This window comes from Streptomyces dysideae, from assembly GCF_001514305.1.
Lineage (GTDB): Bacteria > Actinomycetota > Actinomycetes > Streptomycetales > Streptomycetaceae > Streptomyces > Streptomyces dysideae.
Window position 1 is genome coordinate 121,545 of the sequence record NZ_KQ949079.1, and the last position, 12,942, is coordinate 134,486.

The following is a 12,942-nucleotide window of genomic DNA, read 5'->3' on the forward strand; positions in this document are numbered from 1 at the left end:
TTACAGCACCTCCGGCGCGAGCGAGATGATCTTCATGAACTTCTTCTCGCGCAGCTCACGGCCGACGGGGCCGAAGATACGGGTGCCGCGAGGGTCGCCGTCGTTCTTCAGAATGACAGCGGCGTTCTCGTCGAAGCGGATGTACGAGCCGTCCGGACGGCGGCGCTCCTTGACGGTGCGAACGATGACCGCCTTGATGACGTCACCCTTCTTCACGTTGCCGCCGGGGATCGCGTCCTTGACGGTGGCGACGATGACGTCACCGATGCCCGCGTAGCGGCGACCGGAGCCACCGAGCACACGGATGCAAAGGATTTCCTTCGCACCAGTGTTGTCGGCGACGCGCAGTCGCGACTCCTGCTGGATCACGTCTATCTCCTGTGTGTCTGCCGGTTCCCGGCGAGCTCCGTAAGTGACTTACGGAGCTCGCCGAGCCTGGCGGAACTGACCTGCCGGGTTTGCCCCGCAGGAATTACTTGGCCTTCTCGAGGATCTCGACGATGCGCCAGCGCTTCGTCGCGGACAGCGGACGCGTCTCCATGAGGAGGACGCGGTCGCCGACGCCCGCAGCGTTCTGCTCGTCGTGCGCCTTGAGCTTGTTCGTACGGCGGATGACCTTGCCGTACAGCGCGTGCTTGACGCGGTCCTCGACGGCGACGACGACGGTCTTGTCCATCTTGTCGCTGACGACGAGACCCTCACGGGTCTTGCGGAAGCCGCGGGCCTCTGCAGTCTGCTCAGTCACGTTGTTCTCACTCATCAGGCGCTCTCCACCGTCTCGATGCCCAGCTCGCGCTCACGCATCAGGGTGTAGATCCGCGCGATGTCCTTACGGACGGCCTTCAGCCGACCGTGGTTCTCGAGCTGACCCGTCGCCGCCTGGAAGCGGAGGTTGAACAGCTCTTCCTTGGCTTCGCGAAGCTTCGCCAGAAGCTCCTCGTCACCCAGCTCGCGCAGCTCGGACGCCTTGGTACCGGCCGACATCACGCTTCACCTGCCTCGCGCTTGACGATCCGGCACTTCATCGGCAGCTTGTGGGCTGCGCGAGTCAGGGCCTCACGGGCGATCTTCTCGTTGGGGTAGGACAGCTCGAACATGACCCGGCCCGGGTGCACGTTCGCGATCCACCACTCCGGCGAACCCTTACCGGAACCCATGCGGGTCTCGGCAGGCTTCTTCGTGAGCGGGCGGTCCGGGTAGATGTTGATCCAGACCTTGCCACCACGCTTGATGTGGCGGGTCATCGCGATACGGGCCGCCTCGATCTGGCGGTTGGTCACGTACGCCGGCGTGAGGGCCTGGATGCCGTACTCGCCGAACGCGACCGTCGTACCGCCCTTGGCCTGACCACGGCGCTTCGGGTGGTGCTGCTTGCGGTGCTTGACCCTACGGGGGATCAGCATGTCGGTCAGGCCTCCGTTCCGGTGCTCTCAGCCGGAGCGGCGGCAGCGGGGGCCTCGGCCTTGGGGGCCTCGGCGCCGGCAGCCTGCTGCGGCTTGCGACCGCGCCGCTCGCCACCGCGGCCACCACGGGCCGGGCGGTCGGCACCACCGCGGGCCGGGCGGTTACCCGCACGGGCAGCGGCGTTCTCGGCGCGGACCTCGGCGATGTTCTTGACGTCGCCCTTGTAGATCCAGACCTTCACACCGATACGGCCGAAGGTCGTCTTGGCCTCGAAGAAGCCGTAGTCCACGTTCGCGCGGAGCGTGTGCAGGGGCACACGGCCCTCGCGGTAGAACTCCGAGCGGGACATCTCGGCGCCACCGAGGCGGCCACCGCACTGGATCTTGATGCCCTTGGCGCCGGCCTTCATCGTGCCCTGCATGCTCTTACGCATGGCGCGACGGAAGGAGACGCGGGAGGAGAGCTGCTCGGCGACGGCCTGGGCAACCAGCTGAGCGTCGGTCTCGGGGCTCTTGACCTCGAGGATGTTCAGCTGGACCTGCTTGCCCGTGAGCTTCTCGAGGTCACCGCGGATGCGGTCGGCCTCGGCGCCACGGCGGCCGATGACGATGCCCGGACGGGCCGTGTGGATGTCCACACGGACGCGGTCACGGGTGCGCTCGATCTCCACCTTCGAGATGCCGGCGCGCTCCATGCCGGACGTCATCATCCGACGGATGGCGACGTCTTCCTTGACGTAGTCCTTGTACAGCTTGTCGGCGTACCAACGCGACTTGAAGTCGGTGGTGATGCCGAGCCGGAACCCGTGCGGGTTTACCTTCTGGCCCATTACCGGGTTCCTTCCTTGCTGCTGACGACCACGGTGATGTGGCTGGTCCGCTTGCGGATCCGGTAGGCACGGCCCTGGGCGCGCGGACGGAACCGCTTCAGGGTCGGGCCCTCGTCGACGTACGCCTCGGAGATGAAGAGGCTGTCGGCGTCGGTGTGGTCGTAGTTGTGCGCGGCGTTGGCGATGGCGCTGTCCAGCACCTTGCCGACCGGCACGCTCGCGGCCTGCGGGGCGAAACGCAGGACCGCCTGAGCCTCCGTGGCGTCCATGCCACGGATAAGGTCCACCACGCGGCGGGCCTTCATGGGCGTAACGCGGATGTACCGCGCCTGGGCCCTGGCTTCCATGGTTGTCCTTCCAGTGTCTGTCATGGTCATTCCACCCCGCGTTAGCGGCGCTTCGACTTCCGGTCGTCCTTGACGTGACCCCGGAAGGTGCGCGTCGGCGAGAACTCGCCGAGCTTGTGGCCGACCATCGACTCGGTGACAAACACCGGAATGTGGGTCTTGCCGTTGTGCACCGCGATCGTGTGGCCGAGCATGGCCGGGACGATCATCGAGCGACGGGACCAGGTCTTGATGACGTTCTTGGAACCCGCTTCGTTCTGGGCGTCCACCTTCTTGATCAGGTGGTCGTCGACGAAGGGCCCCTTCTTGAGACTGCGCGGCATCTAAACCCGCTCCTAGCGCTTCTTGTTCGTCTTGCGGCGGCGGACGATGTACTTGTTCGAAGCCTTCTTCGGCGAACGAGTACGACCCTCCTTCTGACCCCACGGGGAGACCGGGTGGCGACCACCGGAGGTCTTGCCCTCACCACCACCGTGCGGGTGGTCAACCGGGTTCATCGCCACACCGCGCACGGTCGGGCGAACGCCCAGCCAGCGCTTGCGGCCGGCCTTGCCCCAGTTGATGTTGCTCTGCTCGGCGTTGCCGACCTCGCCGACCGTGGCGCGGCAGCGCTGGTCGACCAGGCGGATCTCACCGGAGGGCATACGAAGGTGGGCCATCGTGCCCTCCTTCGCGAGCAGCTGCACCGAGGCACCGGCGGAGCGGGCGAACTTGGCACCGCCACCGGGACGGAGCTCGATCGCGTGGATCGTGGTACCGACCGGGATGTTGCGGAGGGCCAGGTTGTTGCCCGGCTTGATGTCGGCCCCGGGACCGTTCTCGACGCGGTCACCCTGCTGCAGGTTGCGCGGGGCGAGGATGTAGCGCTTCTCGCCGTCGGCGTAGTGCAGCAGCGCGATGCGCGCGGTGCGGTTGGGGTCGTACTCGATGTGCGCGACCTTCGCCGGCACGCCGTCCTTGTCGTGACGACGGAAGTCGATCACTCGGTAGGCGCGCTTGTGTCCGCCACCCTGGTGGCGAACGGTCACACGACCGGCGTTGTTACGGCCGCCCTTGCTGTGCAGCGGGCGGACCAGCGACTTCTCCGGCGTGGACCGCGTGACCTCGACGAAGTCGGCGACGCTGGAGCCACGGCGGCCCGGCGTAGTCGGCTTGTACTTGCGGATTCCCATTGTCTCTCAGTCCTCGGAAGTTTCCCGATTATCTGGACGCTCCGACCCGCTTACGCGGTCGGACCGCCGAAGATGTCGATACGGTCGCCCTCGGCAAGGGTCACGATCGCGCGCTTGCTGTCGGCACGCTTGCCGAAGCCCGTCTTCGTCCGCTTGCGCTTGCCCTGGCGGTTGATCGTGTTGACCCCGGTGACCTTGACCGAGAAGACCGCCTGGACGGCCTGCTTGATCTGGGTCTTGTTGGCGCTGGGGTCGACGATGAACGTGTACTTGTTCTCGTCGAGAAGCGCGTAGCTCTTCTCGGAGACGACCGGCTTGATCAGCACGTCACGGGGGTCCGTGAAGGACTTGCTCAGCGGGGTCTCGACGGTGTTCTTGCCCTCGGCGGCGTGGCGGCGCGCCTTGGCGACGCGCGCGGCCTTGGCGGCCTTGGCCGCCTTGGGGGCAATGCTCGGGTGACGCGTAGCCATCAGGCCTCGCTCCCTTCGGTGTCAGCAGCCGGCGACTGGGGCGCGCCAGACACGAAGGACTCGAGCGCGGCCTGGGTGAAGACCACGTCGTCCGAGACGAGAACGTCGTACGTGTTCAGCTGGCCAGGCTCCAGGATGTGGACCTGGGGCAGGTTGCGGGCGGACAGCCACGCGGCCTCGTCGGCACGGTCGACGACCAGGAGCAGGTTCTTGCGCTCCGAGATCTTGCCGAACAGCGACTTGGCGGCCTTCGTCGAGGGGGTCTCACCCTCGATGACGCCGGAGACGACGTGGATGCGGTTGTTGCGGGCCCGGTCGGTGAGGGCGTGGCGCAGGGCCGCGGCCTTCATCTTCTTCGGGGTCCGCTGCGAGTAGTCACGCGGCACGGGACCGTGCACGACGCCACCACCGGCGAACTGCGGCGCGCGGGTAGAGCCCTGGCGCGCACGGCCGGTGCCCTTCTGACGGTAAGGCTTCTTACCGCCACCACGAACCTCGCCGCGGGTCTTGGTCTTGTGCGTGCCCTGGCGGGCAGCGGCCAGCTGTGCGACGACGACCTGGTGAAGCAGCGGGACGCTGATCTTCTCTACGTCGAAGATCTCCGCGGGGAGCTCGACGGTACCGGCCTTGTCGCCCGCCGGCGAAAGGATGTCAACAGTGCTCATCGGTTACCTCAGGCCCCCTTGGCCGCGGTGCGGACCAGGACGAGGCCGCCGTTCGGACCGGGAACCGCGCCCTTGATGAGCAGCAGACCCTTCTCCGCGTCAACGGCGTGGACGGTCAGGTTCTGGGTGGTGACCCGCTCGTTGCCCATACGACCCGCCATGCGGAGGCCCTTGAACACACGGCCCGGGGTGGCGCAGCCACCGATGGAACCGGGAGAGCGGTGCTTGCGCTGGGTGCCGTGTCCGGCGCCGAGGCCCTTGAAGTTGTGACGCTTCATGACACCGGCGAAGCCCTTGCCCTTGCTCTTGCCGGTCACGTCGACCTTGATGCCGGCCTCGAACACCTCAGCGGTGATCTCCTGGCCGAGGGTGTACTCGCTGGCGTCAGCGGTACGGATCTCGACGAGGTGGCGGCGGGGAGTGACATCGGCCTTGGAGAAGTGGCCCTTGAGAGGCTTGTTCACCTTGCGCGGGTCGATCTCGCCGAAGGCGATCTGGACCGACTCGTAGCCGTCGGTGTCGTTCGTACGGACCTGGGTGACGACGTTGGGGCCGGCCTTGACGACGGTGACCGGAACAACACGGTTGTTCGCGTCCCACACCTGCGTCATGCCGAGCTTCTCGCCCAGGATGCCCTTGATCTGCTTAGCCATTCTCAGATCACCGACCCTCAGAGCTTGATCTCGATGTCGACACCGGCCGGGAGGTCGAGTCGCATCAGAGAGTCAACGGTCTTGGGCGTCGGGTCGAGAATGTCGATCAGGCGCTTGTGCGTGCGCATCTCGAAGTGCTCGCGCGAGTCCTTGTACTTGTGCGGCGACTTGATGACGCAGTACACGTTCTTCTCAGTGGGCAGCGGCACCGGGCCCGCGACCGACGCACCAGTACGCGTCACCGTCTCGACGATCTTCTTCGCCGAGCTGTCGATGACCTCGTGGTCGTAGGCCTTGAGCCGGATGCGGATCTTCTGTCCCGCCATGGCTACTCAGTAGTCCTGTCTCTCTAACGCTCTGGAACCCGGTGTCCCAAGCCCTCTTCCTCCGACCCACGCGGTCGGGCGTGTCGCACTCTCGCTGACACAGATGCCCCTTGTTCGAACATCCCTGCAGGGAATGAACACGGCCCTTCCGGAACCGCAAGCCGAGGACGAGAGGTCCACCGGGCGCCTGGCCGGTGCCGCACTGACACTTCCCGGAAGATTCCCGTACGTCCAACCCACACGGGGTTGACGAGTACTGTGGGACTCGCTTCCGGTCCTCCCGGCGGGAGGCGCGCAGCATCAACACTCGACCGAGCAACTCGGACAGTCTGCCATATGGGGCAGGGCCCTGGCCAATCGGGCCGGAGACAATACCCGGGGAGTGACGTAGGTCAAACCTGCCTGCCTCCAGACTTGGCACTGCGCGCCGTAGCCCGCGGCTGGAACGAACGACGACCCGGGCTCTGACGCTCCTCGGCCACGCGAGACCGTGTGGGGCCGAAGTCGCCTACCTCCGCCGCGTACGCGAACCAGATCCCCGGCGGCCACATCGTCACCCGCGCGATCTCCTGCAACCACCCCGGCCACGACGACGGTCCCGTACGGCCCCGAAGAAACGAGCCCCGCGCAAGCCCCTCGCCTCCTGCTCTCGGCCTGCGACACCGTCCACCTCGCCCCGGCGTCGCCGCCTGACTGAAGCGCGACATCGCCCCACCGCCGTCCGGCGTGGGAATACGCCTTCGGCACGGGAGGAAGCCGCCCGTACAGCGCACGCCGAGCCCTCCCCGTCTTCTGCCCCTCCCCGGGCAACAGCGAAGGGGCCCGCACGACCGAAGTCGTACGGGCCCCTTCAGGAGCTCAGCTCAAGCTGGAGCTACCAGGTCAATCAACAGACTTACTTGTTGATCTTGGTGACCTGGCCGGCGCCCACGGTCCGGCCACCCTCGCGGATGGCGAACTTCAGGCCCTCTTCCATGGCGATGGGCTGGATGAGCTCGACCTTCATCTCAGTGTTGTCGCCGGGCATGACCATCTCGGTGCCCTCGGGGAGGGTCACAACACCGGTCACGTCAGTCGTACGGAAGTAGAACTGCGGACGGTAGTTGTTGAAGAACGGCGTGTGGCGGCCACCCTCGTCCTTGGACAGGATGTAGGCCTGCGCCTCGAACTCGGTGTGCGGGGTGACCGAGCCCGGCTTGATGATGACCTGGCCGCGCTCGACGTCCTCGCGCTTGATGCCACGGAGCAGCAGACCGACGTTCTCACCGGCCTGGCCCTCGTCGAGCAGCTTGCGGAACATCTCGATGCCGGTGACCGTGGTGGTGGTCTTCTCGGTCTTGATGCCGATGATGTCGACGGTCTCGTTGACCTTCAGGACACCACGCTCGATGCGGCCGGTGACGACCGTACCGCGACCGGTGATCGTGAAGACGTCCTCGATCGGCATGAGGAACGGCTTGTCGACGTCGCGCTCCGGCTCCGGGATCGACTCGTCGACGGCCTTCATCAGGTCCAGGACCGACTGGCCCCACTCCTTGTCGCCCTCGAGCGCCTTGAGCGCCGAGACCTTGACGACCGGCAGGTCGTCGCCCGGGAACTCGTACTCGGAGAGGAGCTCACGGACCTCGAGCTCGACGAGCTCCAGGATCTCCTCGTCGTCCACCATGTCGGCCTTGTTCAGAGCGACGACGATGTACGGAACGCCGACCTGGCGGGCCAGGAGCACGTGCTCCTTGGTCTGCGGCATCGGGCCGTCGGTGGCGGCGACAACGAGGATGGCGCCGTCCATCTGCGCCGCACCCGTGATCATGTTCTTGATGTAGTCCGCGTGACCGGGGCAGTCGACGTGGGCGTAGTGACGGGTCTCCGTCTGGTACTCGACGTGCGCGATGGAGATGGTGATACCGCGCTGGCGCTCCTCAGGAGCCTTGTCGATCTGGTCGAACGCCGAGGCCTCGTTCAGGTCCGGGAACGCGTCGTGCAGCACCTTGGTAATGGCGGCCGTGAGGGTCGTCTTACCGTGGTCGATGTGACCGATGGTGCCGATGTTGACGTGCGGCTTAGTCCGCTCGAACTTCGCCTTCGCCACTGGGGTCCTCCTGTGGAGTGGTTCTGAACGCCTTGCTTCATCGGCGCCAGGTGATCTTTGCTGGAAAGTCCGGGTCCCGGGGCATTCCGGCCGCTATTGCGGTGGAATGCCCCCTGAGGCTCCGGAGTCAAGCCTAAAGCGTGCAAGCGGAGTGCGTTACTCGCCCTTGGCCTTCGCGATGATCTCCTCGGCGACGTTCCGCGGAACCTCGGCGTAGGAGTCGAACTGCATCGAGTAGCTTGCGCGACCCGACGTCTTGCTGCGGAGGTCTCCGACGTAGCCGAACATCTCCGAGAGGGGCACGAGGCCCTTCACGACGCGGGCACCGGCCCGCTCCTCCATGGCCTGGATCTGGCCACGGCGGGAGTTGATGTCGCCGATGACCTCGCCCATGTAGTCCTCGGGCGTGGTGACCTCGACGGCCATCATCGGCTCGAGGAGCACGGGGCTGGCCTTGCGCGCGGCCTCCTTGAACGCCTGCGAACCGGCGATCTTGAAGGCGAGCTCGGAGGAGTCGACCTCGTGGTAGCCACCGTCGATGAGCGTGACGCGGACGCCCGTCATCTCGTAGCCGGCCAGGATGCCGAACTGCATGGCCTCCTGCGCACCGGCGTCGACCGAAGGGATGTACTCCTTCGGGATACGACCACCGGTCACCTTGTTCACGAACTCGTACGAGGCGTCGCCGCCCTCGATGGGCTCGATCGCGATCTGCACCTTGGCGAACTGACCGGTACCACCGGTCTGCTTCTTGTGGGTGTAGTCCACGCGCTCGACGGCCTTGCGGATCGTCTCACGGTACGCGACCTGCGGCTTGCCGACGTTGGCCTCGACCTTGAACTCGCGGCGCATACGGTCGACCAGCACCTCGAGGTGCAGCTCGCCCATGCCACCGATGATGGTCTGGCCGGTCTCCTCGTCCGAGTGGACCTGGAAGGACGGGTCCTCCTCGGCCAGGCGCTGGATCGCGACGCCCAGCTTCTCCTGGTCGCCCTTCGACTTGGGCTCGATGGCGACCTGGATGACCGGCGCCGGGAAGTCCATGGACTCCAGGATCACCGGCTGCTTGTCGTCGCACAGCGTCTCACCGGTCGTGGTCTGCTTCAGACCCATGACGGCGATGATGTCGCCGGCGCCCACCGCGTCGATCTCCTCACGCTTGTTCGCGTGCATGCGGTAGATCTTGCCGATGCGCTCCTTCTTGCCCTTGACGGAGTTCAGCACGGCGGTGCCGGACTCCAGGCGGCCCGAGTAGACCCGGACGAAGGTGAGCTTGCCGAGGTGCGGGTCGCTCATGATCTTGAACGCGAGGGCGGACAGCGGCTCGTCCTCGGACGGCTTGCGCTTGACCACGACCTCCGGGTCCTTCACGTCGTGGCCCTCGATGGCCTCGACATCCAGGGGGGAGGGGAGGTAGCGCACGACCGCGTCGAGCAGGGGCTGGACGCCCTTGTTCTTGAAGGCCGTACCGCAGAACACCGGGGTGACGGTGGTGTCCTTGGACTTGCCGGACGCGATGGTGATGCGACGGATCGCGGCGTACAGCTGCTCCTCGGAGGGCTCCTCGCCCTCCAGGTACAGCTCCATGATCTCTTCGTCGTTCTCGGCGACGGCCTCGATCAGCTTGCCGCGGTACTCCTCGGCAGCCTCGGCGTGCGTGGCCGGGATGTCGACGACGTCGTACATCTCGCCCTTGGTGGCCTCGGCGGACCACACGAACGCCTTCATCGTGACCAGGTCGACGACGCCCTTGAAGTCGGCCTCGGCACCGATCGGGAGCTGCATGACGATCGGCTGAGCGCCGAGGCGGTCAGAGATCATGTCGACGCAGCGGTGGAACTCGGCACCGGTCCGGTCGAGCTTGTTGACGAAGCAGATACGCGGCACGCCGTAGCGGTCCGCCTGACGCCACACCGTCTCGGACTGGGGCTCGACGCCGGCGACGCCGTCGAACACCGTCACGGCGCCGTCGAGCACACGCAGGGAGCGCTCCACCTCGACGGTGAAGTCCACGTGACCCGGGGTGTCGATGATGTTGATGGTGTGGTCGACGTCGGCCAGCGGCCAGTGACAGGTGGTGGCAGCAGAGGTGATCGTGATGCCACGCTCCTGCTCCTGCTCCATCCAGTCCATGGTGGCAGCGCCGTCGTGGACCTCACCGATCTTGTAGGACACACCGGTGTAGAACAGGATCCGCTCGGTGGTGGTCGTCTTGCCCGCGTCGATGTGGGCCATGATCCCGATGTTGCGGACCTTGGCCAGGTCAAGTGAAGTGGTAGCCATAAGGCTTCAGTCTTCTCTCGGTCTCGATGTGGGTAGCGACTACCAGCGGTAGTGCGCGAAGGCCTTGTTGGACTCGGCCATCTTGTGCGTGTCCTCGCGCTTCTTCACGGCCGCACCGAGGCCGTTCGAGGCGTCGAGAAGCTCGTTGAGGAGACGCTCGGTCATGGTCTTCTCGCGACGGGCGCGGGAGTAACCGACCAGCCAGCGCAGCGCGAGCGTGTTGGCGCGACCGGGCTTGACCTCGATCGGGACCTGGTACGTCGCACCACCGACACGGCGGGACTTGACCTCGAGGGTCGGCTTGATGTTCTCCAGCGCGCGCTTCAGCGTGATGATCGGGTCGTTGCCCGTCTTCTCACGCAGACCCTCCATGGCGCCGTAGACGATGCGCTCGGCGGTGGAGCGCTTGCCGTTCAGCAGCACCTTGTTGATGAGCGACGTGACAAGAGGAGAACCGTAGACCGGGTCGATGATGACCGGGCGCTTCGGGGCGGGGCCCTTACGAGGCATTCTTACTTCTCCTTCTTGGCGCCGTAGCGGCTGCGGGCCTGCTTGCGGTTCTTGACACCCTGGGTGTCGAGCGAACCACGGATGATCTTGTAGCGAACACCCGGCAGGTCCTTCACACGGCCGCCGCGCACGAGCACGATGGAGTGCTCCTGCAGGTTGTGTCCCTCACCCGGAATGTAAGCGGTGACCTCGATCCCGCTGGTCAGACGCACACGCGCGACCTTACGCAGGGCCGAGTTCGGCTTCTTCGGGGTGGTCGTGAACACACGCGTGCAGACGCCACGACGCTGAGGAGAACCCTCGAGTGCGGGCGTCTTGTTCTTCTCGACCTTGTCCTGCCGGCCCTTGCGGACCAGCTGCTGGATCGTAGGCACTACTTCTCCGGTTTCTGTGTGCCGAATGGTGAAGCTAACCTGGAACATCGCCGACCCACGCGGTCGGGTGTGTCGAATCCCGCGGACTTCCGCCGCGAGGCAGAAAGAGGCGCAGATTACGGTGGCCGTTCTCGGCCCCCAATGCGGTGTGATGGCACGCACGAGAGCCAGGGCACACCCCAGGCACAAGGTCTGAGCGTACCTACCGCATTCGCTGCGGTCAAAACAAATGGACCTCGCCCGCATCACCACGCGGAACATGTCAAGGCCATCCACCGTCCGTGATCTTCGAATCCGCGATCCGATCACGTCACCGGCACGGTACGACGGTCATCCCGCCGCGAGCCCCGCCATGACCATCAGCGTCAGCACGAGCGCCCATCCGCCGGTCGCCAGCCAGCCGAGGATGAGCCCCGTCAGCGCGAGGCCGTCACCGCCCTCCCCGGTCCGCCGGATCTCGGAACGCGCGGCATGCCCCAGGACCACGGCCGGGATCCCGGTGAGCCCGAACGTGGCCAGACAGAACAGCCCGCAGACGGCCGCCCCGACCGCCTTGCCGTTGGTCCGCGGCCGTGGGGCGGGCAGAAACGTCCGCGGCACGACCGCCGGCTGCGCCACCGGCCCCGCGGGCAGATCGGCGACGAGCAGCGCCAGCTCCCCCACCGTACGGGCCGCGTAGGCCCGCTCCACCCGCCGGTCGAACTCGCCCTTCTCCAGCCGCCCCTCCCCGAACCCGGCTCTGAGCACGTCCACGGCCCGCTCCCGGTCGGCGTGCGAGGCGAGCAGGGACGGGACGCTGTGGCCCTGCCAGGGCTGCGGGACGCCTCCGCCCTGCCACGGCTGCCACGACGGATACGACACGGGGAGCACCTCCCGGACGGCGAGATGTCTCCATGATGCGCCTACGCCCGCATTTGGTGTGGCCTGGCGCAAAGACCGGCGCCCGCATTGGCCGGATCGCGCTCTTTCGGGACGCGCACTCGCGCGCGTTCAGTACGTTGATCCGTCCGGTGCCAAGGTTCGGGGGAAGTGCATGACGACGTGGACGCCGGCGTACTCGCCGGACGACGGTGGCCTGGACGACCGGGTGCCGTTCCTGGCCCGGCTGGAGAGCGAGGACCGCTCGGCGATGCTGGCGCTCGGCCGCACCCTGGACTTCACGCCCCGCATGGTGCTGCTGCACCAGCACGAGCCCTCCTCGCACGTGCTGTTCCTGGTGGGCGGCTGGACCAAGGTCACCGCGTCCGCGGCCAACGGCTACGAGGCGCTGCTGGCCCTGCGCGGCCCCGGCGACATCGTCGGCGAGTCGGCGGTGCTGACCGGACGGCCGCGGTCGGCGACGGTGACCGCGCTGGAACCGGTCCAGGCGGTGGTGGTCGAGCACGAGCGCTTCAAGGACTTCCTGAACCGCTCCCCCGCCGTCTCCTTCGCCCTCCTCGGGCTCACCGCCGACCGCACCCGGGCGGCCGACCGGCGCCGGCTGGAGTTCGCGTCGATGAGCGTGCGGGAACGGTTCGCCGTCCTGCTCCTGGACCTCGCCCGCACCCACGGCCGCCGCACCCCCGAGGGCGTGGAGCTGGCCGTACCGCTCAGCAAACAGGAGCTCGCGGGCTCGGTGGGCGCCTCCCGCGAGATGGTCCAGCGCCTGCTCAGGGAGCTCCGGGACAAGGAGGCCGTCGTCACCGGACGCCGCACGATGCTGATCCGGCGGCCCGACATCCTGCGCCGTATCGCGGCGACGGCCCCCGCGCCGGGGATCCCCTCGCCGCCCGCACCGCGCGAGGACTGACACAGCGGTCTCAACCGCCGTTCTGTGCACA

The 12,942-nt window shown here is 66.8% G+C and carries 18 protein-coding genes; 1 reads left to right on the forward strand and 17 read right to left on the reverse strand.

The genetic code is table 11. The features are described 5' to 3' along the window. The 17 genes from rplN to AQJ91_RS11020 form a co-directional block, all read right to left on the reverse strand. Nucleotides 1–369, reverse strand: coding sequence for a 50S ribosomal protein L14 (rplN, locus tag AQJ91_RS10940; protein WP_003992364.1), 369 nt, complete (start codon nucleotides 367–369; stop codon nucleotides 1–3). 103 nt (nucleotides 370–472) lie between these two features. Then, on the reverse strand, nucleotides 473–760 hold the full coding sequence (gene rpsQ / locus AQJ91_RS10945) for a 30S ribosomal protein S17 (protein WP_010354232.1): 288 nt from the start codon (nucleotides 758–760) through the stop codon (nucleotides 473–475). After that, nucleotides 760–984 carry a 50S ribosomal protein L29 gene (rpmC, locus tag AQJ91_RS10950; RefSeq protein ID WP_003998824.1) on the reverse strand — a complete coding sequence of 75 codons (225 nt, stop codon included), beginning with the start codon at nucleotides 982–984 and terminating at the stop codon, nucleotides 760–762. The genes rpsQ and rpmC overlap by 1 nt, the downstream gene beginning before the upstream one ends. Beyond that, nucleotides 984–1,403 carry a 50S ribosomal protein L16 gene (gene rplP / locus AQJ91_RS10955; RefSeq protein WP_004927269.1) on the reverse strand — a complete coding sequence of 140 codons (420 nt, stop codon included), beginning with the start codon at nucleotides 1,401–1,403 and terminating at the stop codon, nucleotides 984–986. Before rplP ends, rpmC begins: the two co-directional genes overlap by 1 nt. A 5-nt stretch (nucleotides 1,404–1,408) precedes the next feature. Continuing rightward, nucleotides 1,409–2,233, reverse strand: coding sequence for a 30S ribosomal protein S3 (gene rpsC / locus AQJ91_RS10960; RefSeq protein ID WP_067019001.1), 825 nt, complete (start codon nucleotides 2,231–2,233; stop codon nucleotides 1,409–1,411). After that, nucleotides 2,233–2,580, reverse strand: coding sequence for a 50S ribosomal protein L22 (rplV, locus tag AQJ91_RS10965; RefSeq protein WP_003974262.1), 348 nt, complete (start codon nucleotides 2,578–2,580; stop codon nucleotides 2,233–2,235). Before rplV ends, rpsC begins: the two co-directional genes overlap by 1 nt. A gap of 41 nt (nucleotides 2,581–2,621) precedes the next feature. Then, a complete protein-coding gene (gene rpsS / locus AQJ91_RS10970) occupies nucleotides 2,622–2,903 on the reverse strand; it encodes a 30S ribosomal protein S19 (RefSeq protein WP_007384069.1) in 282 nt (93 codons plus the stop codon). Between the two features lie 12 nt (nucleotides 2,904–2,915). Continuing rightward, a complete protein-coding gene (gene rplB, locus AQJ91_RS10975) occupies nucleotides 2,916–3,752 on the reverse strand; it encodes a 50S ribosomal protein L2 (RefSeq protein WP_007384068.1) in 837 nt (278 codons plus the stop codon). A 50-nt stretch (nucleotides 3,753–3,802) separates the two neighbouring features. After that, entirely contained in the window at nucleotides 3,803–4,222 is a 420-nt protein-coding gene (gene rplW / locus AQJ91_RS10980) for a 50S ribosomal protein L23 (protein WP_067019003.1), read from the reverse strand. Further along, nucleotides 4,222–4,887 carry a 50S ribosomal protein L4 gene (gene rplD / locus AQJ91_RS10985; protein WP_067019005.1) on the reverse strand — a complete coding sequence of 222 codons (666 nt, stop codon included), beginning with the start codon at nucleotides 4,885–4,887 and terminating at the stop codon, nucleotides 4,222–4,224. The genes rplW and rplD overlap by 1 nt, the downstream gene beginning before the upstream one ends. A gap of 8 nt (nucleotides 4,888–4,895) precedes the next feature. Beyond that, nucleotides 4,896–5,540 carry a 50S ribosomal protein L3 gene (gene rplC / locus AQJ91_RS10990; RefSeq protein WP_067019007.1) on the reverse strand — a complete coding sequence of 215 codons (645 nt, stop codon included), beginning with the start codon at nucleotides 5,538–5,540 and terminating at the stop codon, nucleotides 4,896–4,898. Between the two features lie 17 nt (nucleotides 5,541–5,557). Then, on the reverse strand, nucleotides 5,558–5,866 hold the full coding sequence (gene rpsJ, locus AQJ91_RS10995; protein WP_003948644.1) for a 30S ribosomal protein S10: 309 nt from the start codon (nucleotides 5,864–5,866) through the stop codon (nucleotides 5,558–5,560). A gap of 895 nt (nucleotides 5,867–6,761) precedes the next feature. Further along, nucleotides 6,762–7,955, reverse strand: coding sequence for an elongation factor Tu (tuf, locus tag AQJ91_RS11000; protein WP_067019009.1), 1,194 nt, complete (start codon nucleotides 7,953–7,955; stop codon nucleotides 6,762–6,764). Nucleotides 7,956–8,111: 156 nt separating this feature from the next. Then, entirely contained in the window at nucleotides 8,112–10,238 is a 2,127-nt protein-coding gene (gene fusA / locus AQJ91_RS11005; protein WP_067019011.1) for an elongation factor G, read from the reverse strand. Nucleotides 10,239–10,277: 39 nt separating this feature from the next. Beyond that, complete coding sequence (gene rpsG / locus AQJ91_RS11010) at nucleotides 10,278–10,748, reverse strand: 30S ribosomal protein S7 (protein ID WP_003992340.1); 471 nt, start codon at nucleotides 10,746–10,748, stop codon at nucleotides 10,278–10,280. 2 nt (nucleotides 10,749–10,750) lie between these two features. Next, the gene (gene rpsL, locus AQJ91_RS11015; protein WP_003948652.1) at nucleotides 10,751–11,122 is read right to left on the reverse strand and encodes a 30S ribosomal protein S12; all 372 of its coding nucleotides are present in this window, start codon (nucleotides 11,120–11,122) and stop codon (nucleotides 10,751–10,753) included. 330 nt (nucleotides 11,123–11,452) lie between these two features. Next, complete coding sequence (locus tag AQJ91_RS11020) at nucleotides 11,453–11,983, reverse strand: DUF1707 and DUF4190 domain-containing protein (RefSeq protein WP_067019456.1); 531 nt, start codon at nucleotides 11,981–11,983, stop codon at nucleotides 11,453–11,455. A 172-nt stretch (nucleotides 11,984–12,155) separates the two neighbouring features. Here AQJ91_RS11020 and AQJ91_RS11025 point away from each other — a divergent pair, with 172 nt between their 5' ends. Next, complete coding sequence (locus AQJ91_RS11025) at nucleotides 12,156–12,911, forward strand: Crp/Fnr family transcriptional regulator (RefSeq protein WP_067019013.1); 756 nt, start codon at nucleotides 12,156–12,158, stop codon at nucleotides 12,909–12,911. Nucleotides 12,912–12,942: the final 31 nt, after the last annotated feature.